This is a genomic window from Paracoccus sp. KKT209, from assembly GCF_055635455.1.
The window spans coordinates 831,787-856,723 of sequence record NZ_CM145758.1 but is presented as its reverse complement, the minus strand read 5'-3'; the positions used below and the strand labels follow the sequence as shown (position 1 = coordinate 856,723).

Sequence of the window (24,937 nt, the reverse complement as noted above, 5' to 3'; positions counted from 1 at the left end):
GCCGAACGGGCGGGGCCGCCCATTCGACCTAAGTCGACCCCTTAGGCGCAAGCCCTCAGGTCCGGGGACGTTCCGCCCGCAGCGCGCCTGCGATGGCCCGAAACAGCGGCAGGTCGGGGATCTGCTCCAGCGTGACGCCCAGCTTGCGCTGCCAGTTCGGGTATTCATCGGTGGTGCTGGGGATGTTGACCGGGTGAACCTCTCGGGTCATGTCCTCCAGCCGCGCGGCGAACAGGCGCGAGGGCGCCGTCGCCAGCATCCCGTGGACCGCAGCCACCAGGTCGTCGGGTGCGCTGTCGACATCGGGCACGCCATCCGACCAGCGCCCCAACGCCGCCAGATCGCTGAGCAGCTGCGCCCGTTCGGTCCGGCGCGATGCCGCCTGCTCCTCGGCCGCCTTGTCGCTGATCAGGCCATGGTCGCGGCGCAGGTCGATGTCGTCGCCGCGCCACCAGCCCTGGAAGGTCGGCAGGTCATGCGTCGACAGACAGGCCAGCGCATCGCGGGGATACTCCTCGGGGGGGACAAAGCCATCCTCGGTCCGCTCGAACAGCAGGATGCGATAGGACAGGATGCCCACCTGTTCCATCAGGTCGCGGAAGCCCGGCGGCACATTGCCCAGATCCTCGCCGATGATGATGGTGCGGTTCTGGCATGAAGCGCGCGCCAGCGCCTGCAGCATGTCGGCGATGGGGTAGCGGGCATAGGTGCCCTGGGCGGCGCCGGCGCCCTCCGGGATCAGGAACAGCTGCCAGAGGCCAAGCGCATGGTCGATGCGCAATGCGCCGGCCTGCTGGGTCGCCTGTTCCATCAGGGCCGCGAAGGGCGCGGCCTGCCGGGCGGCCATGGCGACGGGGGACAGCGGCGCCAGGCCCCAGTCCTGTCCCGTCTCGTTGAAGTAATCGGGCGGCGCGCCGATGCGGACCCCCGGCACCACAAGGGCGTTGCCCCAGGCGCCCGAACCATCCGCCGCCTCGCCCACGGCGAAGTCCAGATAAAGGCCGATGCCCATCCCGGCCTGGTCGCAGGCATCGCGCGCCTCGGCCAGCTGCCGGTCCGCCACATGCTGAAGCCAACGGTAAAAGCGCAGCTCCGCCGCATGGGTTTCGGCAAAGCGGGTGACCTGCGGGCCATCCACCGCCTGCCATTCCTCGGGCCAGGCGGTCCAGCCGGCCCCCTGCCACTGCGCCACCATATGGGCCGATACCGCCTCGAACAGCGCATGCCGGCGCAGGTCCGCGCCACCCTCGGTCAGCACGGTCTCCGACGCATCGGGCGATCCCGCCGCCTGCCAGATGTGCCGCAGCACCCGCAGCTTCAGCGCCGCCACGGCCGGGTAGTCGACCAGCGGAACCTCCTGAAGGGTCGCGATATCCGCCGCATCGACCATCCCCGCCTCATAGCCCGGCAGCATGTCCACCGCGATGTAGAGCGGGTTCAGAAACCGCCGGTTCGACGGCGAAAACGGGCTGCAATGCCGCGGGTTCGACAGGAACAGCGCGTGCAGCGGGTTGAGGCCGATGAAATCGGCCCCGACCCGCCCCAGGATCCCGGCCAGCTGCCGCAGATCCTCGAAGTCGCCGATGCCCCAGTTCCGTGCCGAACGGATCTGGTACAGCTGCAGCGCGACACCCCAGGCCCGGCTGCCGTCATCAGGCAGATGGCAGCGGGTGCCGGGATGGGCCTCCATCTGGTGCTCCTCGGCCAAGGGGCCGGGAACGCCGGGTTCGGCACCGAAAGCGGCCAGAAGATGCTCCAGCGTTTCCGCCGGAGCATCGTGCCTGTCGCCGTTCATCCCTTCGTAATCGGGCTGGATGCCGTGGCTGCGGGCCCGCGCTTCCAGTTCGCTCATGCCGCAGGCGTCCCGTCGGGGGTCAGCACGATCGTGGCCAGCGGTGGCAGGGTCAGCCGCAGTGACTGGTCCCGCCCGTGCCACGGCGCGTCGTCGGCCTGAACCGCCCCATGATTGCCCAGGTTCGAGCCGCCATAGCGCGCATCGTCGCTGTTCAGCACCTCGCGCCACAGGCCCGGCTCAGGAACGCCCACGCGATAGTCATAGCGCGGCTCGGGCGTCAGGTTGCAGACCACCACGCAGGGGGGCGCATCGTCATCCGACTTGCGCATGTAGACCAGAACGCTTTGCGCGGCGTCGCTGGCGTCGATCCACTCAAAGCCCTCCGGGTCGCAATCCAGCCGGTGCAGCGCCGGCTGATCGCGGTAAAGCCGGTTCAGGTCGGCAACCAGGGTCTGCATCCCTCCATTCAGGGGGTCTTCCAGCAGGTGCCAGTCCAGCGACTGGTCGTGGTTCCATTCCCGCTCCTGCGCGAATTCGCAGCCCATGAACAAGAGCTTCTTGCCCGGATGGGTCCACATGAAGCTGTAGTAGGCGCGCAGGTTCGCGAATTTCTGCCAGCGGTCCCCGGCCATCTGGCCGATCAGCGAGCCCTTGCCGTGGACCACCTCGTCATGGCTCAGCGGCAGGACGAAATCCTCGGAAAAGGCATAGACCAAGCCAAAGGTCAGGTCGTGCTGGTGGTGCCGCCGGTGGATCGGATCGCGCCGGAAATACCCCAGCGTGTCGTGCATCCAGCCCATGTTCCACTTGAAGCCGAACCCCAGGCCGCCATCGTCCACGGGACGGCTGACCTTCGGAAAGGCCGTTGATTCCTCGGCAATGGTGATGGCACCGGGATGATCCTGGCGAACCCGCTCGTTGACGTCGCGCAGAAAGGCGATCGCCTCCAGGTTCTCGTTGCCGCCGTGTTCGTTCGGAACCCACTGGCCCGGCTGGCGCGAGTAGTCCAGGTACAGCATCGAGGCGACCGCATCGACCCGCAGGGCGTCGATATGGAACCGGTCCAGCCAGTAGAGCGCGCTGGACTGCAGAAAGTTAGACACCTCGCGCCGACCGAAGTTGTAGATCAGCGTGTTCCAGTCTTGGTGAAAGCCCTGGCGCGGGTCGGCATGTTCGTAAAGCGCCGTGCCATCGAACTGCGCCAGACCATGGGCGTCCGAGGGGAAATGCGCGGGCACCCAGTCCAGGATCACGCCGATTTCGGCCGCGTGCAGACGCTCCACCAAGCGGGCAAAGCCTTCGGGCGTGCCAAAGCGGCTGGTCGGCGCGAAAAGACCGATGGGCTGATAGCCCCAGGAACCCGTGAAGGGATGTTCGCTGACCGGCAGCATCTCGACATGGGTGAAACCCATTTGTGTGACATAAGGCACCAGAAGGTCCGCCAGCGCGTCATAGTCCAGGATCTCGTTCTCGCCGCCGCGCCGCCAAGATCCCAGATGCACCTCGTAGATCGAGATCGGAGCCTTGCGGTCCTGCCGCGCCGCGCGAACCTCCATCCAGTCCTGATCCTGCCACTGGTGACTGGGCAAGCCCTCGACGACCGAGGCGGTTTCGGGCGGATGCTGGTGGGCGAAACCGACCGGATCGGCCTTCAGCGGCATACGTTCGCCATGCGGGCTGATGATCTCGTACTTGTAGACCTCACCGGCCGCCAGGCCCGGCACGAACAGCTCCCACACGCCCGGCCCCAGACGCTTGCGCATCGGGTGGCGGCGACCGTCCCAGGCGTTGAAGTTGCCCACGACGCTGACGCGACGGGCATTCGGCGCCCAGACGGCAAAGGCCACGCCCTCGACGCCCTCGTGGGTGAAGGGATGCGCGCCCAGCTTGTCGTAAAGGCGGCGGTGGCTGCCCTCGGCCAGCAGATATTCGTCCATCTCGCCCAGAACCGGGCCAAAGCGATAGGGGTCCTCGACCTCCCATTCATGACTGCCGGCCTTCATCCGCAGCCGATAGGCCCCTTCAGGGGCCTGACCGCAAAAAAAGCCTTCCGGGTGGACACGTTCCAGCGGCGTCGTGCCCGCCGCGGTGACGGCCGCGACCTCGGCCGCCTGCGGGGCAAAGACCCGCAGATGGCCGTCATGCCGCCCCAGGACCGAGAAGGGATCGTGGTGGTTCCCCCGCAGGATCGCGTCGATATCCGAGGTTTTCATGCTTTCGGAAAGGGATGCTGTATCGGTCATGTTGCCTCGTTCAAAAGATCGAGGATTCCGCGCAAGGGCAGTCCGACCCAGGTCGGGCGGTTGCCAAGCTCGTATCCGGTTTCATAGATCGCCTTCTGCAGCAGAAAGAGATCAAGGAGCGCCTGCATCGTCGCGCCGTCGTCGGGCAGGTTCGGGGCGCCTTCGCCGTGGCTGCGATAGGCGTCCAGGAAGTCGCGGGCGGCGGTGCGGCGCCATTCCTCGATGCGGGCCGTGGCACGTTCGGCCCCGCCCGGCGCATCATGGCGATGGCGCGCCGCCACCGACAGCGCCGCATAGTCGAAGGACCGCAGCATGCCCGCCACGTCGCGCAAGGGCGACGACTTGGCGCGCCGCTCGTCCAGCGTGCGGGCCGGCTCGCCCTCGAAGTCGATGATCGCCACGTCGTTCTGGGCCAGAAGCACCTGTCCAAGGTGGTAATCACCGTGGATGCGCGACAGCTTGCCCGAGGGCGTGACGTCGGCCGCCTTGCGGATGCGCGCCATCAGGTCGTCGCGCCGGTCCAGGACCTCGCGCGCCAGCGGGGCGGCATCTTCGGGCAACTGGTCGCCCGCCTGCTCCAGCCGCGACAGCATGGCGGTGGCCTCGGCCTCGGCGGCCCCGGTCCATTCGCGCAGGTGTTCCGTCGTCAGGTCCTCGGTCGCGAAGGCCGGATCGTCGGTCGGCGTCGCCAGCGCCTTGTGCAGTTGCGCGGTGCGTTCGCCCAGCAGGCTGCCGATGCTCAACGGAAAGTCGAAGGCAGGCGCCGACAGTTCCGGCTCCTGCTCGGACGGCCAGGAGTCATGTTCGTTATACTCCAGCATCAGCGCGTCGAAGATGCCGTTCCAAGCGTCGCCCCGGTTGGCCACGAAGGCGAAGGCGGCGGCCAGGACTGTCGGCTCGTCAACCTCATGCGTCACCTGCCCCAGATAGCGGGGCGTATGGGCATAGCCTGCCGTTTCGGTCAGGAAGCGCGCGACCTCGACATCTGGCTGCTCACCCCCGCGCAGGCGGCGATAGAGCTTGAGGATGATCCGGTCGCTGAAGGCGATCGAGATGTTGGACTGTTCCACGCCCAACTGACGGGGATCGCCCGGCTCCGCGATCTCGCGCAGCGCGTCGCTGCCGCGGAACTTCAGGGCGCCGCGCGTGGCGTCGTCCTTCATCGCCTGCAGCAGCAGATGCGGCAGCCGTTCGTCATAGGCGCCGTCGACCAGCGCGCCGACGCGCGCGGTGTGCCGGATCTTGGCCAGCGTATAGGAGAGCTTGGGTGCGCCGGGACGCATATTCTCGTCCCCCCACCGCGCCGACAGCGGCAGGAAGTAGCTGTGCTGTTCGCCGTCCAGCGTCACGTCGACCGAGACCAGGGCATGATCCGGCTCGATCTCGCCCAGGGCGGTCATGCGGACAGACCGGATCGCCTCGTCCTTGGCCGCAAACCAGCGTTGCAGGGGCAGCCACTTGGGCAGCACGTCGTCCTGGAAATGCGCGCCTTCGCGACCCTTCAGCGCGGTCTGGACCCGTCCATCGCGGGTGGTCAGGGTCATGAATTCGGGCAGGATGTCCGGCAGTTGCTCGTGCCAGGACGGCATCTCATCGGCGCTTCCCAGAGAGAACCAGTAGAAGCCGTAGGCCGGCAACGTCAGCATGTAGGGCAGATCCCCGATCGGCGGAAAGGCCGAGCGGCCGGTCAGTTCCACCGGCACCTTGTCGCGGTGACGCCCCAGTTCCAGCTCGACTGCCTGAGCGGCGTCGGACAGGTTGGCGACGCACAGATAGGCGCGGTCCTCGTGCTCGCGGATATAGGCCAGAACCTTGCGGTTGCGCGGATAAAGCAGCGTCATCGTGCCCCGACCAAAGGCCGGGTGCTGGCGCCGCACGGTGATCATCCGCCGCATCCAGTTCAGCAGCGAGGACGGGTCATCGGCCTGCGCCTCGACATTGATGACCTGATGGCCATAGACCGCGTCGATGATCGCGGGCAGATACAGCTGCTGCGGCTTGGCGGTCGAAAAGCCCGCATTCCGGTCGCCCGACCACTGCATCGGCGTACGGACGCCATCGCGGTCGCCCAGGTAATAGTTGTCGCCCATGCCGATCTCGTCGCCGTAATAGATGATCGGCGTGCCGGGCATTGACAGCAGCATCGAGTTCATCAACTCGATCTTGCGGCGGTCGTTCTGCATCAACGGCGCCAGGCGGCGGCGGATGCCCAGGTTGATCCGGGCCCGCGTGTCGGCGGCATAGGTCTGCCACAGATAGTCGCGTTCCTCGGAGGTCACCATTTCCAGCGTCAGTTCGTCATGGTTGCGCAGGAAGATGCCCCATTGGCAATTCTCGGGGATCTCGGGCGTCTGGCGGATGATGTCGGTGATCGGGTGGCGATCGGCCTGGGCCAGCGCCATGTACATGCGCGGCATCAGCGGAAAGTGGAACCCCATGTGGCATTCATCACCCTCGCCGAAATAGGGGCGCGTATCCTCGGGCCACTGGTTCGCCTCGGCCAGCAGCATCCGGTCGGGAAAATGCTGGTCCAGGTCGGCGCGGATCGCCTTCAGCACGTCATGCGTCTCGGGCAGGTTTTCGTTGTTAGTGCCGTCGCGCTCGACCAGATAGGGGATCGCGTCCAGCCGCAGGCCATCGACGCCCATGTCCAGCCACATGCGCATGACCTTCAGCACCTCCTGCAGCACGCGGGGGTTGTCAAAATTCAGGTCCGGCTGGTGCGAATAGAAGCGGTGCCAGTAATAGGACCCAGCCACCGGGTCCCAGGTCCAGTTCGACCGTTCGGTGTCCAGAAAGATGATCCGCGTTTCAGGCCATTTCTCGTCCGTATCCGACCAGACATACCAGTCGCGCGCGGCCGATCCGGGCTTGGCGCGGCGGGCCTTCTGGAACCAGGGATGCTGGTCGCTGGTGTGGTTGATGACCAGTTCGGTGATCACCCGGATGCCGCGTCGATGCGCCTCGTTCACGAAGGCCTTGAAGTCCTTCATGTTGCCATAGGACGGGTTGATCGACTTGTAGTCCGAGATGTCATAGCCGTCGTCGCGCAGGGGCGAGGGATAAAACGGCAGCACCCAGATGGCCGTCACGCCCAGTTCCTGGACATAGTCCAGCCGCTGCATCAGGCCGGCAAAATCGCCGATCCCGTCGCCGTTCGAATCCTGGAACGCCTTGATGTGCAGCTGATAGATGACCGCATCCTTGTACCAATCGGCACAATCGCGGTCGATGCCGCCGCGTACGGCAAAGCTGGCTTGGTTATCCTGTTGTGTCATCGGTACATTCATCAGCGTGCCACCCCCGGCGCGAACAGTTGCCAGACCGCATAGGGTCGTGTTTCAGGATCAAGCTCCAGCCACTGGTACTTGCCGTGCCAGGTAAAGCTGTTGCCGTGGATCAGGTCGCGCACCTCGATCGAGGCCTCGTCGGGCAGGCCGAATTCCCACAGCGGCACCTCAATATGGAAGCCGTGGCGGTTGTGCGGGTCCAGGTTCACATGGATAAGCACGAAGTCGTCGCCCGCGCGCTTGCCATAGGCCAGGACCTGGTCGCTGCCCGCGTCGTAAAAGCGCAGGTTGGTGAAATGCTGCAGCGCCGGATGCTCCTGCCGCAGGCGGTTCACCAGGCGGATGTCGTCCTGAATGTTGCCGGGTTGGTCCATGTCCCAGACGCGCAACTGGTATTTCTCGCTGTTCAGGTATTCTTCCTTGCCGGGCACCGGTGCCGCATCACAGATCTCGAAGCCGTTATAGACACCGTAGTTGCCGCCCAGGGTCGCGGCCAGCACTAGGCGCGTGCGGAAGCCCGGCCGCCCGCTGGACTGCAGGAAACGCGGGTTGATGTCCGGCGTGTTGACGAAGAAGTTCGGCCGCATGATGTGGCGGCTGTCGCCCTGCGTCAACTCGGTCAGGTATTCGGTCAGTTCCTGCTTGGTGTTGCGCCAGGTGAAGTAGGAATAGGACTGCGAGAACCCGACCTTGGCCAGCCGCTTCATCACCTTGGGCCGGGTGAAGGCCTCGGCCAGGAAGATCACGTCCGGGTGCAGGGTGCGCACCTCGGCGATCATCCATTCCCAGAAGGGGAAGGGCTTGGTGTGCGGGTTGTCCACGCGAAAGATGCGCACGCCGTTCTCGACCCAGAACAGCACGATGTCGCGCAGCGCGTACCACAGGCCCGGCAGCGCATCGCGATAGAAATGGACGTTGACGATGTCCTCGTATTTCTTCGGCGGGTTCTCGGCGAACTTGATGGTGCCGTCGGGGCGCCAGTCGAACCATTCCGGATGTTCCCGGATCCACGGATGGTCGGGCGAACACTGGATGGCAAAGTCCAGCGCCACCTCCAGCCCGTGGTCGCGGGTGGCGTCCACTAGGCGGCGGAAATCCTCGAAGCTGCCCAGTTCGGGATGGATGGCGTCATGCCCGCCCTCGGCCGAGCCGATGGCATAGGGGCTGCCGGGATCATCCTCGGTGGGGGTCAGGCTGTTGTTGCGGCCCTTGCGGTTGGTCTTGCCGATGGGATGGATCGGCGGAAAATACAGCACGTCAAAGCCCAGGTCGCGGACATAGGGCAGCCGCGCGATGACGTCGTCAAAAGTGCCGTGACGGTTCTCATCCCCCGACTGCGACCGTGGCATCAGTTCGTACCAGGCGCTGAAGGCGGCCGCCTCGCGGTCGGCATAGACCTGGAGCAGCTTGTAGAAGGTGGCGTCGTTGCGCGGGCCGACGCGCTGCATCAGCTCCACCACCTCGGGCGCGCCCAGGCGGGCAAAGCGCAACGCGTCGCGATCCTCGCCCTCGGGGGCGGCATGATCTTCGGCCAAAAGCGCCGCGATCGCACCGCGACCCGCCTCATCCGCCCGGCCCTGTTCGTCCAAGGCACGGCCCAGAAGCTGGCGCCCTTCCTCCAGTTCCAGCGCGATGGACTGTCCGGCGGCGTGCTTCTTGGCCACCTCCTTGCGCCAGGTCAGGAACAGGTCGCGCCAAGCCAGGATCGTGACCTCGTGCACGCCGGGCTGACCCAGCACAAGATCGGCCGTCCAGCGGTCGTTCTCGACGAATTCCATAGGCACTTCGGTGAAAAGCTCGGTCCCGGCGGGCCGATGCAGCAGCACCGCGTCGATGCTGTCATGCCCGTCGGAAAAGATGTCGGCCTCGACCGGCACGCGATGGCCCATCACGGTCTTGGCGGCAAAGCGCCCGCCATCGACCTCGATCGACACGCCCTCTATCGCGATCCGTTGCGCCGCAAGTGCCGTCAGCAGCGGATCCATCGTCGTTGTGGCCGAAGCCTCACCCATGCGTGGGTGCGCCATCGAGGGCGCGCCTTCCTTGGGCTGCTGCGGAACATCGCTGTCCGAAACCGTCTGCCTTGCCATATTAAGCTCCCGGTAATCACTGCGGGGTGAACAGATCAGCGCTGCATATGTTCCATCCACCCGCTGTATTCGCCCCGCTTTCGCCCCGCCTCAGGCCCCCCGGTCGCGCTCGTGATGCGCCCAGAGATAGCCGACGAAAGCCCCCTTCACGAGGCGCAGCAGCACCAGCGTGATCAGCGTCGTCACCACCGTCAGCGCGATCAGCAACGTCAGCGGGTCCGACCGAAACAGCACCCAGCCATAGCCGATCATCGGGATCAGCAGCAGCATGACGATGGTGATGGTGAAAAAGGCCGGCCCGTCCGCCGCCGGATAGTCACCCAGCGGTTCCTGGCAATTTGGGCAGCGGTCCACGACCGAAAGATAGCCCGCAAAGACGCGCCCCTCGCCGCAGCGAGGACATTGGTTGACCAGGCCGCGCAGCATGGCGGCCCGGCTGTCGCGGGGATCTTGGGTCATGGCGTCTCTCCTGCGGTGCCGGTGCGTGACCCAACCCGCCAGGGCGGGATTTGATCCGCCCTGAAGTCCCGGGGGAACAAAGCGGAGGCGCTGCGGTTCAGGGCAGAAGCGGCCCGACCGGGCCGATCCACCGGGCGGGGAGGCGCGTTCACGGCATGGCTTATGACACGATCATCATCGGGGGCAGCCATGCCGGCATGTCCGCGGCGCTGCAGCTGCTGCGGGCCCGGCGCCAGGTTCTGGTCATCGACGCGGGCGCGCCGAGGAACCGGTTTGCGGACCGCGCCCATTCGATCCTGGGGGCCGATGGCATGGACCGCGCCGCCCTGCTGGCGGAATCGAGGCGCCAGATCCAGCGCTATCCGACGCTGACATGGGTCGAGGGCCTGGCCACCGATGTTCAGGGCAGCCTGGATGATTTCCATGTCACGACCGAAGACGGCACCACGCATCAGGGACGTCGGCTGCTGCTGGCCACCGGGGTCGCCGATCGCCTGCCCGATGTCGAGGGGCTGGCCGAGCGATGGGGCACGGGCGTCTTTCACTGCCCCTATTGCCACGGCTATGAGCTGGATCAGGGTCCCATCGCCACCCTGGCCGTCGGCGCAAGGTCGCTGGAACAGGCGCGTCTTCTGACCGACTGGGGTCCTGTCACGCTGTTGACCAACCAGGCGCTGACCATCGACCGCGCCAGCCGCCAGGAGATGGACGAGCGCCGGATCGCCATCGAGGAGACGCCCGTCGCCCGCGTCACCGGGCAAGCCACGGTCGAGCTGACGGACGGGCGCAGCCTGCCCTTTGCAGGCATCTTCACCTCCTGCGCGACGGCACCCGCCAGCCCTCTGGCGCGACAACTGGGATGCCAGCTGTCCGAGCTGCCGACCGAGCAATATGTCGTCACGACCGACTGCCGGGAAACGACGGTGCCCGGCGCCTATGCCTGCGGCGACACCGCCCTGGAGCATCACTCCATCAGCCTTGCCCTGGCGGACGGGGCCTGGGCCGGTAGCCAGATCCACCATTCGTTGATCGAGGCTCCGCTGTCTGCCAGGAAGGGCTGAGAGGCGATTTCCTTCACGCAGCGTTGTCGGCACCGTGATCCGCGGATCAGGAACATATCGCCCCCCCTCCGGTTCAGATGGCGCCTTTCACCATGAAGGGTCCAAACCAGGAGGAGATCTGGCATGAAAGGTCATCTGATGCAGAGCAGCTGTGCCGCCGTCATCGCCGCGGCACTGGCCCTTCCGGCCATGGCCGAGACCACGGCCGCCCCGTCAAATACCCAGACCGACAGCTCGACCACGACGCCGATCCCGGCACAGGCGCAAGCCAACGACACCGCCCAGGAGGCCACCGCGGGTGCAGGCGCCGATGCAGCCGCGGCCGGATCGGTCGACATGACGGGCACGGGCAGCGCCGATGCGACCAGCACCGGAATGGGCGCAGATACGGGTGCAACCGGAACGACCACCAGCGGCGGCACGACCGCAGGGACAGCCACCGGCACCAGCACGACCGGAACCACCGGCACGACTGCTTCGGATGCCGTTCCCAGCAACACCATGTCGGATACGGCCGGCACGGCGGACATGGCCAGCGGTACGGCCGAGATGGACGAGCTGAACCATGGCCAGGTCGTCTCCGGACTGCGCAGCGGGGCAGATTTCTCGACCGAGCTTGAAGGCGTGGATGCCTCCACCGAGGTCGAGATGGTCATGCTGAGCACGCTGCGTGAGGGCGAAGGCGAAGCCGGTCAGAGCCTCGACGGCGCGCTGGAAGAGGCGCAAAGCTCGCTGACGACCCTGCGCGACAGCCTGTCCGAACATGCCGAGATCACCGACCAGCTGCAGGCCGAGGGGCATTCGGTCGAAGACGTGATCTTCGTTGACCGGAGCGAGGACGGCACCCTGCGCCTGGTCGTGGACGACCGCGAGAACAGCTGATCCTCGACAAAAATGGCCGCGGCGCATCGCGCCGCGGCCCTGCAAATCCGGGAACCGGCCCCAAAAGGCGCCGGTTTCTTTATGTCATGCCGGGTCCTGCGGCTTGGCCATCTTCCGATGCTGTTCCGCCAGCACAGACTTGGGCGTCACATGGGATGCGGCGACCATGCTCTTGTTCTTGAGGCCCGGCACGATCTCTTCCTTGCCGGCCATCATCGCCTGATATCCTGCCTTGGCCACCACCGCCGGATCATCCTTGGGGCCCTGTCCGATCGGCGTGTGCAACAGCCCGGCGCGCCCGAAAAACTCGGTATCGGTCGGACCTGGCGACAGGCAGGTGACGCTGACGCCGCTGTCCTGCAACTCGTGGCGCAGGGCCACGGACAGCATGTTCACATAGGCCTTGGAGGCGTTGTAGACAGCCTGATAGGTTCCGGGCATGTAGCCTGCGATGGATCCGGTCATCAGGATGCGCCCCGCGCCGCGCCGCACCATCCGCCGCGCGATCTCGTGGGTCAGCAGGGTGGTGCCCATGATGTTGGTGCCGATCAGGTGGCGGATGTCGTCGGCCTGCTGGTCGACCAAGGCCTGCCCCAGACCCCGCCCCGCATTGGCAAAGAACAGGTCCGGCACGCGGGCGCCCAGCCGGGCCAGCAATTCGTCCATGCCCGCCTCGCGGGACAGGTCGGCCATGACGGTCTCGACGGTGACGCCGGTTGCCGTCAGTGCCTCCATGTCGGCGATGGCCGCATCATCAGAGGCGATCAGCAGATCATGCCCGTCCTCGGCGGCAAGCTGGGCCAGGTGACGGCCGATCCCGGTCGAACCGCCGGTCACAAGCGCAAGTTTCGCAGACGTCATCGGATGCTCCGCTGCTGCAAGGGGTGAAAGGCTCCGGCAGGCATGACAGCCGGCCGGACCCGAGGGATCAGGCGTCTAGGAAGACCCGCAGCCGGCCTTGGTCCGTCAGCTGCGCATGCCCCGTGGCGCCATTGTCCAAAAGCCGCGACAGCACGCCCGCCTGCACCGGCGGCACATAGCCCAGATGCTGTCCCGCAGCCGTCTCGACCGCGACCGCCGCCGGATCAAAGCTCCGGTTCAGGTCCCGGCGCAACCGAAGCCGCTGCCCCGGCGCCGGAGCGGGCGAGACGCGTTCAGGATTGGCCAGATGCGTCGTCAGCACCTCCAGCGCCACCGGACGCGCGGCTGTGGCCCGCGCCGCCGCCATCGCCGCCGGCACGGCGCCCGCAAGCGCGAGGCCACCCAGAAGCAGGCGTCGCTTCACAGCCCCCGCCTCACATCTGCTCGGATTGCGCGCCGCTGTTGGGCTTGGCGGCGCCCAAGTCGGGCTTTTGTCCCATCGGCATCATCGGCTCGGTCGTGAACTCGCCCTTGCCGTCGACCGAAGGTCCTTGCGACCAGCGGCCCGCCACCGGCGCGCTGCCATCGGCCTGGAAGCCCAAATAGGCATAGCTGAACTCGGACTTTTCCTCGGCCTGCGGGAAGCTGTTCGGGATCGGGAAGGCTGCGGTGCCACCCAGTTCCTCCAGCGCGGCCATCCACTGGTTCTGGTGCATGGTGTCACGGGCGATCAGATAGGACAGCATGTCCTTCATGCCCGGATCGTCGGTCATGTTGTACAGCCGCACCGCCAGGATGCGCCCGGTGGATTCAGCCGTCACGTTGGCCGACATGTCCGCCGCGATATTCCCGCTGGCATAGATGTGGGACATGTCAAAGGGGACGCCGTCGCTGTCGATGGGCATCGCCGACAGACCAGCCGACAGCAGGTTCTTGAGGTTCATCCCGCCCATCACGGCGGCGACGGCGCGGTCGCCCGCGGCCTCTTCCTGCATGCTCAGCGGCGCCCCTTCCAGGTTCAGCGCGACGGCCGTGGCCAGCATCTCGATATGGCCCAGTTCCTCGGCCGCGGTGTTCATCAGCAGATCGCGGTACTTTGGATTGCCCCGGGCGCCGCAGGCCTGGAAGAAATACTGCATCGCAACGCGAATCTCGCCCTCGACGCCGCCGATGGCCTGTTGCAGCGCGCGCGCAAAGACGGGGTTCGGCGTCTCGACGCGGACGGGATACTGAAGCTTGTTGTCGGTGTAGAACATGTGGTTCTCCGGTGTCTTGTTCAAGCGATCGGACTGCCAGGGACGGCACAGGGGCCAGCGCGGGCAGGCGATCCACGATCCTGTCGGAAGCGGCAGGATCATCGGGCGGCTGAACCACGCAAGCCTGCCTTTGTTCCCGCCTGTGCGGATCGGAAACGACCGCTGAGGACGGGCCGATGCAAAAAGGGGCGATGCCAACGGCGCCGCCCCTTTTTCCTGCGCTGAAACCTGTTGGCCTAAAGGCCGGCCACCCGGTAGATGTCGTCCAGCACCTGCGCCAGGGTCACCAGGCGCCCCGCCTCGGGGTCGAAGCCCTGCCCCTGCCGCAGGCGCGCGGCCCAGTCCACGGCAGCCCGGCCGCCCCAGGCATCCGGGGGTCCGGCGATCTGGTCACGCGTCGTGCCGTGATGGCGCCAGGCGGCAAAGTCGTAGAACGAGCCGCCGACATTGGCGACCCGGCCACCGCCCTGGGTGCCATGGGCCTGCATCTCGATCACGGCCTCCTGCCCGGCGGGCAGGTTCCAGGAACAGGCGATGCGGATGACGGTGCCGTCCTCGGCCTCCAGCGTCGCCTGCACGAAATCCTCGACCTGGTGGCGCGGATCGTCCAGCGGCCGACCGCCGATGCGGGCATGGGCCGCCACGCAGCGCAGCGCCCCGGGATCGAGGCTCCACAGCGCCATGTCGACCAGGTGGATGCCCAGGTCGATCAGGCAGCCGCCCCCCGACAGCGCCCGGTCGCGAAACCAAGGCTTGTCCGGGCCATAGGCGTTGTGAAAGGTCAGGTCGACGGCGTGGACGTGCCCCAGCTCACCGCCCCGGATCAGGTCGCGCATGGCCACGAAGGCCGTGGCGTGGCGATAGCTGAGATCGGTCATCAGCAGCCGGTCCGCCGCCTGCGCCGCCTCGACAACCGAAGCCGTCTCGGCCGCGTCGCGGCCCAGCGGCTTCTGGCAGAAAACCGCGGCCCCGGCCTGAAGCGCCGCCACCGACTGCCCCGCATGCAGCGCCGAAGGGGTCGCGATCACCACGCCGTCGGGGCGCGCCTCCAGAACGCTGTCCAATGTGCCGCCCGTGGTCGCCTGCGGCGCCAGTTCGGCGGCAGCGGCCACGGCCTGGGGGTCGGGATCGGCCAGGGCCACGATCTCGATGCCGCCGGCCTCGGCCATGGCCTGCATGCGGTGGCGGCCGATCCAGCCCAGGCCCAGAAAGGCGATGCGGGGGCGGTCCAGCGCCGCCTGCGGGGGGGTCATCCTCAGCTGCATGCGATCAGCGCCTTCACCATGTCGTCCGGCTTGTCGCGGGTGGCATCCAGCGCCGCGGCCAGATCCTCCAGCGCAAATACCCGCGAATAGAGCATGCCGGGGTCCAGCGTTCCTTCGGCCACCGCCGCCACGGCATCGCGCATGCCGCCCCGCACCACCTGCGGGTCGCGTTCATGGGCGTTGATCACGTCGATCCCCTTCCAGTTCCACATCTGCATGTTGACCTGTCGCGGCCCGTCCTGGTGATAGCCGCCGACCACCAGCCGGCCGCCTTCGGCCACCAGTTCGCCCGCCAGGTCAAGCGGCCATTGCTTGCCCACCACCTCGATCACCACGTCGCACAGCCGGCCCTGGGTCAGGCCCTTCACATCCTCGATGATGCGCCAGTGGTCGTCCATCACGATCACCTCATCCGCGCCCATGCGGCGGGCAAGGTCCAGCGAGCTGTCGCGGCGGGAAATGGCGATGACCCGCGCCCCGGCCAGCTTGGCCTGGCGCACCAGCAGCGCGCCCAGAAAGCCGATGCCGATGACCGCGACCGTGTCCCCCGCCCGGATGCTGCTGCGGCGAAAGACGTTGACCGCGCAGCCCAGGGGCTCGGCCGGCACGGGCTGGCCGTCCAGCGCCTCGGGCAGCGGGATGACATCGGCGGCGGGCACCGTTTCGTGCGTGGCAAAGCCGTTCTGACCGGCAAAGGCCACGCGCTGGCCCATCATCAGGCCGGTCACATCACCGCCCATGGCCTCGATGGTGCCCCAGGCCTCGTGGCCCAGCTGGCCGGGGGCCAGCGGAAAGTCCATCCAGTCGGGCCCGGCCCAGGGTTCCAGGTTCGAGGCGCAGACGCCGCAGCCCTCGATGGCGATGCGCACCTCGTGCGGCTCGGGGTCGCGGGGCGTGATCGGCACGATCTCGACCTGCCCCGGCGCCACGATCCGGGCGGCACGGGGACCGCCCTGGGTGGCGGTGGCATGGGTCCAGACGTGGGGGCTTGCATCCTTCATGGGTATCTCCGGCTTTCCTTGGTCGACGACACGGACCGCGCCGCCATGGTCGGGGACCTGAACAAGAAGCTGGAACAATTGTTCCCGACCGAGGTTGCGGGGCCCTGATGATGTTTCTGCTGAAGTCACAGCAGAAGATCCCAGACCGGGCCGCAAGACCCGCAAAGGATCGGAAAACAAGGAGATGGGCACGGATGACACGGACATTGATCACGGGCGGATGCGGCTTCATCGGCCGCCATGTGGCCGAGGAACTGCTGGATGCAGGCCACGAGGTCGTCCTTTACGACGCCATGATCGAGCAGGTCCATGCCGGGGCGCAGGCGGACCTGCCGCAGGGCGCGCAGGTGGTCCGGGGCGACATGCGCGATGCCGATGCACTGCGCGCTGCGCTGAAAGGCGCCGATGCGGTCGTGCATCTGGCGGCCGAGGTCGGCGTCGGCCAGTCGATGTACGAGATCGCCCGCTATGTCGGCGCCAACGACTTGGGCACCGCCGTCCTGCTGGAGGCGATCGCCGATCACCCGGTCCGCAAGCTGGTCGTCGCCTCCTCGATGAGCGTCTATGGCGAGGGCTATTACACCACGCCCGACGGCAGCCTGCATGAAACCGTGCGCCGCCGCCCGGCCGACCTGCGCGCCGGCCAGTGGGAGCCCGCGACCAGCGACGGCACGCCCCTGTCGCCCAAGGCCACGACCGAGGCCAAGCGCGTCGATCTGGCCTCGATCTATGCGCTGACCAAGTACCAGCAGGAACAGGCCGTCCTGATCTTTGGCGAGGCCTACAACATTCCCGCCGTGGCGCTGCGGCTGTTCAATGTCTTTGGCGCGGGCCAGGCGCTGTCGAACCCCTATACCGGCGTTCTTGCCAATTTCGCCTCGCGCATCGCCAACGGCCAGCGCCCCACCATCTTCGAGGACGGCCAGCAGAAGCGCGACTTCGTCCATGTCCGCGACGTCGCCCGCGCCTTCCGCCTGGCGCTGGAGCGGGACGAGGCCAACGGCCATGTCATCAACGTGGGCTCGGGCAATGCCTATCCGATCACCCAGGTGGCCGAGCTTCTGGCCGAGGCGATGGGGGCCCCGCATCTGCAGCCCGAGATCTTGGGCAAGTTCCGCGCCGGCGACATCCGCAACTGCTTTGCCGACATCACCAAGGCGCGCGAGCTTCTGGGGTTTGAACCCCGGCACCGGCTGGAGGACAGCCTCGGGCCCTTCGTGGAATGGGTCAGCCAGCAACCCTCGGTCGACAATGGCAGCCAGATGCGGCGCCAGCTGGAGGAGCGGGGCCTGGTCACATGAGCGCGGATTTCGGCTTTGTCGAATGGTTCCGCCCCGGCGAATACGACCGGGTGGAGGCGCTGCTGCCGGGGCTGATCGCATCGGGCGCGCGGCACCTGCGCACCCATGTCAGCTGGGCGGAATACCACGCGCCGGGCGGCCAGGAATGGTTCGACTGGCTGCTGCCGCGCCTGGCCCGCGACCTCGAGGTGCTGCCCTGCGTCCATTACACGCCGCCCTCCCTGTCGCGGACCGGGCGCAGTTCCGGCGCACCCAAGGTGCTCAAGGATTATGCCGATTTCCTGGACATGCTGCTGACGCGCCATGGCCAGCATTTCACCCATGTCGAGCTGTGGAACGAGCCCAACAACCTGCTTGACTGGGACTGGCGCGAGGATCCCGAATTCGACCTCTTCTGCGAGATGGTCGGCGGGGCGGCCTATTGGGTGCAGCAGCGGGGCTGGAAGGCCGTGCTGGGTGGGCCCGCGCCCTTTGACCCCTACTGGCTGAATCTGATGGGCGAACGCGGGGTCCTGTCTGTCGTCGATGTGGTCGGCTTCCACGGCTTTCCCGGTACTTGGGACAGCGAAGCCGCCTCTTGGCGGGGCTGGGACATGCACCTGGGCGAGATGCGCCGCATCCTTGACCGCCACAACCCGGCGGCCCGCATCTGGATCACCGAGGCCGGCTATTCCACCTGGCGCCGGGATGAGATGGAGCAGGCCCGGCGCTTTGTCCGGTCGCTGCAGGCGCCTGCCGACCGCCTTTACTGGTATGCCTGGTCGGACGTGCCCGGGGATGTGGCGGTCCAGGAGGGGCTGTGGTTCGACCCGCGCCACTATCACCTGGGCGCGGTCACGGCCGAGGGCCAGCCCAAGCTGCTGGGCCGCCTGCTGATGGAGGGCGGGGTCGAGCGGCTGCGCGAGATGACCTCGCTGACCACCCCGGCCGAGGCCAAGGTCCAGCAGAGCGTGCTGATCACCGGCGGCGCGGGATTCATCGGCGCGAACCTGGCCGACACCCTGATGTCCGAGGGCAAGCGCGTGACCGTTCTGGACAATCTCAGCCGCCCCGGCGTCGAGCGCAACCTGCGCTGGCTGGCCGAGCGGCATGGCGACCTGCTGCGCGCGATTCCGGGCGACCTGCGCGACGCGCCCACCCTGACCGCCGTCGCGGCCGAGGCCGAGGCGGTCTTTCACCTGGCCGCGCAGACGGCGGTCACCACCAGCCTCGTCTCGCCCATGGAGGATTTCGAGGTCAATGCCCAAGGCACGCTGAACCTCTTGGAGGCGGTGCGCGCGACCGGCCGCCGGCTGCCCGTGGTCTTTGCCTCCACGAACAAGGTCTATGGCGCGCTGGCCGACCTGGAGATCGCCGAGACCGAGACGCGCTGCGGCCCGCTGGACAACACCTTGGCCGCCTATGGCGTCGGAGAGACGCGGCCCCTGGATTTCTGCACACCCTATGGCTGTTCCAAGGGGGTCGCGGACCAGTATGTGCTGGATTACGCCAAAAGCTACGGCATCCCCGCCGCCGTCCTGCGCATGAGCTGCATCTATGGCCCGCGCCAGTTCGGAACCGAGGATCAGGGCTGGGTCGCCCATTTCCTGATCCGCGCGCTGGAGGACAAGCCCGTGACCGTCTTTGGCACCGGCCGCCAGGTGCGCGACGTGCTGCATGTGCAGGATGCGGTCGCGGCCTATCGCGCGGTGCTGGACCGGATCGACCGCCTGTCGGGCCGGGCCTTCAACCTGGGCGGCGGCCCCGAGAATTCCGTCAGCCTGCGTGAGGTGCTGGACGAGATCTGGCGCATCACCGGCCGGCAGGTGCGGATCGACCAGTCCGACTGGCGGCAGGGTGACCAGCCCTGGTTCGTGGCCGATACCCGCGCGCTGACGGCCGCGACAGGTTGGCGGGCGCAGGTGGACTGGCGCAGCGGCCTTCGCGATCTGGCCGAGTGGCTGGCGCGGGACCGCGGGCTGCCGCTGCGGCGCGAAAGGAAGCTGGCATGACGGGCCTGCGCGTCCTGATGACGCTGGACGCCGTGGGCGGGGTCTGGCGCTATGCGCTGGATCTGGCGATGGGGTTGCATGCCCGCGGGGTTCAGGTGGTGCTGGCGGGTCTGGGCCCCGAGCCCTCGTCCCAGCAGCGGGCCGAGGCGCAGGCGGTCGGGCCGCTGGAATGGGGCGAGGCGCCCCTGGACTGGATGGCGGAGGGCCCGGGCGACCTGGCGCCCGTCGCCGGCTGGATCGACGGGCTGGCCACAGGCCACAAGGTGGACCTGTTGCACCTGAACCTGCCGACGCAGGCGGTGGGGCTGACCTGTGGCCTGCCCGTCCTGACCATGTCCCATTCCTGCCTTGCCACTTGGTTCGACGCGGTGCGCGGGACGGGCGTGCCGCCCGAGATGGACTGGAACCGCCGCCTGACGGCGCAGGGGCTGACCGCGGCCGACCTGCTGGTCGTGCCGACACAGGCCCAGGGTCAGGCGGTCGCGCGGCTCTATCCCGATCTGCCACCGGTGGCAGTGGTTCACAACAGCAGCCAGGCCGCCCTGCCCCTGGGTCCGCGCCGGGCCGAGGTGACCGCCATCGGCCGCTGGTGGGACGACGGCAAGAACGGCGCCGTGCTGGATGCCGCCGCCGCCCGCAGCGCCTGGCCCGTGACGATGATCGGCGCGACCCAGGGGCCGAACGGCACGGGCATCGCCCTGAACCATGCCCGCAGCCTGGGGCCGATGTCCCACAACCGGACGCTGGACCATGTCTGCCGCACCGGGATCTTTTGCGCGCCCTCGCTCTACGAACCCTTTGGCCTAGCGATCCTGGAGGCTGCGCGCGCGGGCACGCCACTGGTTCTGGCCGATATCCCGACCTTCCGGGAGTTGTGGCAGGACGCGGCGGTCTTCTTCGATCCGCGTGACCCTGACGGGCTGGCCGTCGCGCTGGACGCACTGGCGCAGGACCCGCAGGCGCGGGCGCAACTGGGGCAGGCCGCCTGCCGGCGGGCCGAACGGTACGCCCCCCACCATCAGACGGCCGCGATGCTGCGGCTTTACGGCGGCCTTGTCGCCCCACGGGCCTCGGCCAGAACCGCAACAGGATGAAGATGATGCGCTTTCTGTTCTACACCCATTCGCTTGTCTCGGACTGGAACCACGGCAACGCCCATTTCCTGCGCGGCGTGATGCGCGCCCTGAACAGCCGCGGCCACCACACCTTGGCGCTGGAGCCCGGGGACAGCTGGAGCCGCCAGAACCTGATCGCCGATGGCGGCCAGGCGGCGCTGGATGATTTCGCGCGCACCTTCCCGGACCTGCGCTGGCAGATCCACGACGCGGATTTCGACCACGAGGCCGCGCTGGACCAGGCCGATGTCGTGGTCGTCCACGAATGGACCGACCCGGCGCTGGTGGCGCGCATCGGGCGGCACCGTCGGCAGGGCGGGCGCTTTACCCTGATGTTCCACGACACCCATCACCGCGCGGTCAGCGCGGGCGACGAGATCGGGGGCATGGACCTTGCCGGCTATGACGGCGTCCTGGCCTTTGGCGAGGCGCTGCGCGAGCAATATCTGAAGGCGGGCTGGGGCCGGCAGGTGTTCACCTGGCACGAGGGGGCCGACACGACCCTGTTCCACCCGCTGCCCGAGATCGCCCCCGAGGCCGACCTGATCTGGGTCGGCAACTGGGGCGACGGCGAACGCAGCGACGAGCTGGAGGAGTTCCTGATCGGCCCGGTGGAGGCGCTGGAACTGCGCGCCTCGGTCCATGGGGTGCGCTATCCGGATCACGCGCTGGATCGCCTGCGGCAGGCCGGGATCGCCTATCGCGGCTGGATGCCGAATGCGCGCGTGCCGCAGGCCTTTGCCCGCCATCGCGTGACCGTCCATGTGCCGCGCCGGCCCTATGTCACCGCCCTGCCCGGCATCCCCACCATCCGCCCCTTCGAGGCCCTGGCCTGCGGCATCCCGTTGGTCAGCGCCCCTTGGGACGATGCCGAGGGGCTGTTCCGGCCGGGCGACATCCGCTTTGTCGGCAATGGCCAGCAGATGCGCCAGCAGCTGCGCCTGCTGCTGAACGACCCTGCCGCCGCCGCCGAACAGGCGCAGCGCGGGCTGCAGACGATCCTCGACCGCCACACCTGCGACCATCGCGTCGAACAGCTGCTGGCCATCCTGACCACCCTGCAACAGGTTCCCGCCAAGGAGGTTACCGCATGACCCGCGTCGCATTCTACGGCTCCAGCCTGCTGTCCAGCTACTGGAACGGGGCCGCCACCTATTACCGCGGCATCATCAAGGCGATGGCGGGCCACGGCTTTGACGTCACCTTCCACGAACCCGACGCCTTTGACCGCCAGTCGCATCGCGACATCGAGGTGCCGGACTGGGCGCGCGTCAACGTCTGGCCCGCCACGCCCGAGGGCCTGTCCGAGGCCGCCGCCCGCGCCGCCGAGGCCGACATCGTCGTCAAGGCGTCGGGCGTGGGCTATGCCGACGACCAGATCCTGACGCAGGTGATGGCCGCCGCCCGGCCGGACGCGCTGCGCGTCTTCTGGGACGTGGACGCGCCCGCGACGCTGGCCGCCATGCAGGGAAATCCCGACGATGCGCTGCGCCGGATGCTGCCGGAGTTGGACCTGGTCCTGACCTATGGCGGCGGCGATCCGGTGATCGAGGCCTATCGCGCCCTGGGTGCGCGGGACTGCATCCCGATCTACAACGCGCTGGACCCCGACACGCATCACCCGGCGCCGCCGCAGGACCGCTTTCAAGCCGATCTGGGTTTTCTGGCCAACCGCCTGCCGGACCGCGAGGCCCGCGTGGCCGAGTTCTTCCTGCGCCCCGCCTTTGCCCTGCCGGAACGCCGCTTCATCCTGGGCGGCTCGGGCTGGCAGCAGGAGCAGATGCCGGGCAATGTCCGCTGCATCGGCCATGTCGGCACCGCCGACCACAATGCCTTCAACTGCACGCCGCGCGCGGTGCTGAATGTCGCCCGCGACAGCATGGCCGCGACCGGCTTTTCCCCCGCCACCCGCGTCTTCGAGGCGGCCGGCGCGGGGGGCTGCCTGATCACCGATTACTGGGAGGGCATCGAGCTGTTCCTGCGCCCGGACGAGGAGGTCCTGGTGGCACGCGACGGGCAGGACGTGGCCGACCTGATGTGCAACCTGCCGGCCGAACGCTTTGCCATCATCGGCGACAATGCCCGGCGGCGCGTGCTGGCCGAACACACCTATGACCGTCGCGCCGAACAGCTGCGCGAGGTGCTGCAGCAGGCCCGTTCCCGCCACCGGGCGCCGCAGTCGGAGGCGGCGCTATGACCCCGCCCGACATCGTGATCTTTGGCCTGTCGCTCAGTTCGTCCTGGGGCAACGGCCATGCGACCACCTTCCGCGCCCTGCTGCGCGGCCTTCATGCCGAAGGCAAGCGCGTGCTGTTCCTGGAACGCCGCCAGCCCTGGTACCAGGACCATCAGGACCTGGCCGATCCCGACTTCTGCCGGTTGGAATTCTACGACGACATCGATGCCGTGCTGGAGCGTCATCGCGACACCCTGCGCCGGGCGGGCGCGGTCATCGTCGGCTCCTATGTCCCCGAGGGCCGGCTGCTGATCGACGCGCTGCACCGGCTGCCGCTGCAGCGGCTGTGCTTTTACGACATCGACACGCCCGTCACGATGGACCTGCTGGACCGGGCCGAGGAAACCCATCTGGCCCGCCGCCAGATGCCCTGGTTCGACGCCTATTTCTCCTTCTCGGGGGGGCGGGTGCTGGACCGGCTGCGCGAGGTCTATGGCACGCCGAACCCGCAGGCGCTGTACTGCTCGGTCGATGCCGAAGCCTATGGTCCGATGCCGGTGCCGCGGCGGTGGGACTTGGGCTATCTGGGCACCTACAGCCCGGACCGCCAGCCGGGGCTGGAGGCGCTGCTGATCGAGCCCGCCCGCCGCCTGCCGCAGATGCGCTTTGTCGTGGCGGGCTCGATGTTCCCCTCCGACATCGACTGGCCGGCGAATGTCGAGCGCATCGACCACCTGCCCCCCGCGCAGCACACCGAGTTCTACAACGCGCAGCGCTTTACCCTGAACATCACGCGCGAGGCGATGCGCAGGCTGGGCTGGTCTCCCTCGGTCCGCCTGTTCGAGGCCGCGGCCTGTGGCACGCCCATCATCTCGGACCGCTGGCCGGGCCTGACCGACCTGCTGCCCGAGGGGCAGGCCGTCCTGCTGGCGGACGGGACCGACGACGTGGTTGCCGCGCTGCGGGACACGGACGATGCCGCGCGCGACCGGATGGCCGCCACCGCGCGGCGGATCGTGCTGGACGGCCATACCGGCCGCGCCCGTGCGCAGGACCTGATCGGGGCGCTGCAAGCCACCGCCCCGTCGGCCGCCAAGACCATTGCAGAGCAAGGAGCCTGAGCATGCAGCAGATGACAACCTTCAAGCCGACTGTTCTGGTCGCCGGCGGTGCCGGCTTCATCGGATCGCATCTCTGCGAGGCGCTGCTCTATCGCGGCCATCGCGTGATCTGCGTGGACAGCTTCCTGTCCGGCCTGCGCGAGAATGTCCTGCCGCTGACCAACCACCCGGGCTTCACCCTGATCGAGGCGGACGTGACGCAGCCCCTGACCATCGGCGGGCCGGTCGCACAGATCTACAACCTCGCCTGCGCGGCCTCTCCGCCGCAGTACCAGGCGGACCCTGTCCACACGATGATGACCAATGTGCTGGGCTGCGGCAATCTGCTGGACCTGGCTGAGGCGAAGGGCGCACGCTATCTGCAGGCCTCGACCAGCGAGGTCTATGGCGACCCGCTGGCCCATCCCCAGACCGAGGATTACTGGGGCAACGTGAACTGCACCGGCCCCCGCGCCTGCTATGACGAGGGCAAGCGCGCAGCCGAGACGATGTGCTTCGACTATCTGCGCCAGGGCCGGGTGGATGTGCGGGTGGCGCGGATCTTCAACACATACGGGCCGCAGATGCGTCCCGACGACGGGCGGATCATCTCGAACCTGATCTGCCAGGCGCTGCAGGACAAGCCGATGACCGTCTATGGCGACGGCACGCAGACGCGGTCCTTCTGCTATGTCTCGGACCTGGTGCGGGGACTGATGGCGTTGATGAACGTGGCCGAGACACCGGACGGCGCCGTCAACCTGGGCAATCCGGGCGAATTCTCGATCCTCGAGCTGGTGGACATCATCCGGGACCGCCTGCCGGGCGTTGCGCAGCCGGTGTTCATGGCCCTGCCGACGGACGATCCGCAGCGGCGGCAGCCCGACATCACCCGCGCACGGACCCTGCTGGGCTGGCAGCCCAAGGTGCCGCTGGACGAGGGCCTGGGGCTGACGATCCCGTGGTTCGCGGCCCACGTCCAGGTGAGCCCGGCCCCGGTTCCGGTCCGAACCGGACGGGTCGCGGCCAGCAGCCTGGCCCGTTGAAAGGG

The 24,937-nt window shown here is 67.8% G+C and carries 19 protein-coding genes; 9 read left to right on the top strand and 10 right to left on the bottom strand.

Annotated features, from left to right (window positions below; translation table 11 throughout):
• Positions 1–55 precede the first annotated feature (55 nt).
• From malQ to ACZ2G3_RS04245, 5 genes are all read right to left on the bottom strand, one after another.
• Positions 56–1,852 (bottom strand): 4-alpha-glucanotransferase, encoded by a 1,797-nt coding sequence (malQ, locus tag ACZ2G3_RS04265; RefSeq protein WP_470397864.1) that lies wholly within the window; start codon positions 1,850–1,852, stop codon positions 56–58.
• Complete coding sequence (glgB, locus tag ACZ2G3_RS04260) at positions 1,849–4,038, bottom strand: 1,4-alpha-glucan branching protein GlgB (RefSeq protein WP_470397862.1); 2,190 nt, start codon at positions 4,036–4,038, stop codon at positions 1,849–1,851. The genes malQ and glgB overlap by 4 nt, the downstream gene beginning before the upstream one ends.
• On the bottom strand, positions 4,035–7,316 hold the full coding sequence (treS, locus tag ACZ2G3_RS04255) for a maltose alpha-D-glucosyltransferase (RefSeq protein WP_470397860.1): 3,282 nt from the start codon (positions 7,314–7,316) through the stop codon (positions 4,035–4,037). Before treS ends, glgB begins: the two co-directional genes overlap by 4 nt.
• Before the next feature lie 11 nt (positions 7,317–7,327).
• On the bottom strand, positions 7,328–9,313 hold the full coding sequence (locus tag ACZ2G3_RS04250; protein ID WP_470399046.1) for an alpha-1,4-glucan--maltose-1-phosphate maltosyltransferase: 1,986 nt from the start codon (positions 9,311–9,313) through the stop codon (positions 7,328–7,330).
• A gap of 195 nt (positions 9,314–9,508) precedes the next feature.
• On the bottom strand, positions 9,509–9,877 hold the full coding sequence (locus ACZ2G3_RS04245; RefSeq protein ID WP_419268901.1) for a DUF983 domain-containing protein: 369 nt from the start codon (positions 9,875–9,877) through the stop codon (positions 9,509–9,511).
• A gap of 155 nt (positions 9,878–10,032) precedes the next feature.
• Between ACZ2G3_RS04245 and ACZ2G3_RS04240 the strand changes: the two genes are divergently transcribed.
• Both ACZ2G3_RS04240 and ACZ2G3_RS04235 read left to right on the top strand, forming a co-directional pair.
• Positions 10,033–10,938 (top strand): NAD(P)/FAD-dependent oxidoreductase, encoded by a 906-nt coding sequence (locus ACZ2G3_RS04240; protein ID WP_470397859.1) that lies wholly within the window; start codon positions 10,033–10,035, stop codon positions 10,936–10,938.
• Between the two features lie 123 nt (positions 10,939–11,061).
• Positions 11,062–11,820 (top strand): hypothetical protein, encoded by a 759-nt coding sequence (locus ACZ2G3_RS04235; RefSeq protein ID WP_470397858.1) that lies wholly within the window; start codon positions 11,062–11,064, stop codon positions 11,818–11,820.
• 84 nt (positions 11,821–11,904) lie between these two features.
• Here ACZ2G3_RS04235 and ACZ2G3_RS04230 read toward each other — a convergent pair whose 3' ends face one another.
• The 5 genes from ACZ2G3_RS04230 to ACZ2G3_RS04210 form a co-directional block, all read right to left on the bottom strand.
• A complete protein-coding gene (locus ACZ2G3_RS04230) occupies positions 11,905–12,681 on the bottom strand; it encodes an SDR family NAD(P)-dependent oxidoreductase (protein ID WP_470397857.1) in 777 nt (258 codons plus the stop codon).
• 67 nt (positions 12,682–12,748) lie between these two features.
• On the bottom strand, positions 12,749–13,105 hold the full coding sequence (locus ACZ2G3_RS04225; RefSeq protein ID WP_470397856.1) for an HIRAN domain-containing protein: 357 nt from the start codon (positions 13,103–13,105) through the stop codon (positions 12,749–12,751).
• A 10-nt stretch (positions 13,106–13,115) separates the two neighbouring features.
• Positions 13,116–13,937 carry a manganese catalase family protein gene (locus ACZ2G3_RS04220; RefSeq protein WP_419269009.1) on the bottom strand — a complete coding sequence of 274 codons (822 nt, stop codon included), beginning with the start codon at positions 13,935–13,937 and terminating at the stop codon, positions 13,116–13,118.
• A gap of 236 nt (positions 13,938–14,173) precedes the next feature.
• Complete coding sequence (locus tag ACZ2G3_RS04215; protein ID WP_470397855.1) at positions 14,174–15,190, bottom strand: Gfo/Idh/MocA family protein; 1,017 nt, start codon at positions 15,188–15,190, stop codon at positions 14,174–14,176.
• Between the two features lie 2 nt (positions 15,191–15,192).
• Positions 15,193–16,203: an MDR/zinc-dependent alcohol dehydrogenase-like family protein gene (locus ACZ2G3_RS04210; protein WP_470397853.1), complete on the bottom strand. Its 1,011-nt coding sequence runs from the start codon at positions 16,201–16,203 to the stop codon at positions 15,193–15,195.
• A 194-nt stretch (positions 16,204–16,397) separates the two neighbouring features.
• Between ACZ2G3_RS04210 and ACZ2G3_RS04205 the strand changes: the two genes are divergently transcribed.
• The 7 genes from ACZ2G3_RS04205 to ACZ2G3_RS04175 are packed head-to-tail and all read left to right on the top strand — an operon-like array spanning position 16,398 to position 24,932.
• Positions 16,398–17,504 carry an NAD-dependent epimerase/dehydratase family protein gene (locus tag ACZ2G3_RS04205; protein ID WP_470397852.1) on the top strand — a complete coding sequence of 369 codons (1,107 nt, stop codon included), beginning with the start codon at positions 16,398–16,400 and terminating at the stop codon, positions 17,502–17,504.
• Positions 17,501–19,495 (top strand): NAD-dependent epimerase/dehydratase family protein, encoded by a 1,995-nt coding sequence (locus ACZ2G3_RS04200; protein ID WP_470397850.1) that lies wholly within the window; start codon positions 17,501–17,503, stop codon positions 19,493–19,495. The genes ACZ2G3_RS04205 and ACZ2G3_RS04200 overlap by 4 nt, the downstream gene beginning before the upstream one ends.
• Positions 19,492–20,589, top strand: a complete 1,098-nt coding sequence (locus ACZ2G3_RS04195) for a glycosyltransferase family 4 protein (protein ID WP_470397848.1) — start codon at positions 19,492–19,494, stop codon at positions 20,587–20,589. Before ACZ2G3_RS04200 ends, ACZ2G3_RS04195 begins: the two co-directional genes overlap by 4 nt.
• A gap of 5 nt (positions 20,590–20,594) precedes the next feature.
• Positions 20,595–21,704 (top strand): CgeB family protein, encoded by a 1,110-nt coding sequence (locus tag ACZ2G3_RS04190; RefSeq protein ID WP_470397846.1) that lies wholly within the window; start codon positions 20,595–20,597, stop codon positions 21,702–21,704.
• Positions 21,701–22,807, top strand: a complete 1,107-nt coding sequence (locus ACZ2G3_RS04185; RefSeq protein ID WP_470397844.1) for a CgeB family protein — start codon at positions 21,701–21,703, stop codon at positions 22,805–22,807. The genes ACZ2G3_RS04190 and ACZ2G3_RS04185 overlap by 4 nt, the downstream gene beginning before the upstream one ends.
• Complete coding sequence (locus ACZ2G3_RS04180; RefSeq protein ID WP_470397842.1) at positions 22,804–23,907, top strand: CgeB family protein; 1,104 nt, start codon at positions 22,804–22,806, stop codon at positions 23,905–23,907. The genes ACZ2G3_RS04185 and ACZ2G3_RS04180 overlap by 4 nt, the downstream gene beginning before the upstream one ends.
• 2 nt (positions 23,908–23,909) lie before the next feature.
• Positions 23,910–24,932: a UDP-glucuronic acid decarboxylase family protein gene (locus ACZ2G3_RS04175; RefSeq protein ID WP_470397840.1), complete on the top strand. Its 1,023-nt coding sequence runs from the start codon at positions 23,910–23,912 to the stop codon at positions 24,930–24,932.
• The last annotated feature ends 5 nt before the right edge of the window (positions 24,933–24,937 follow it).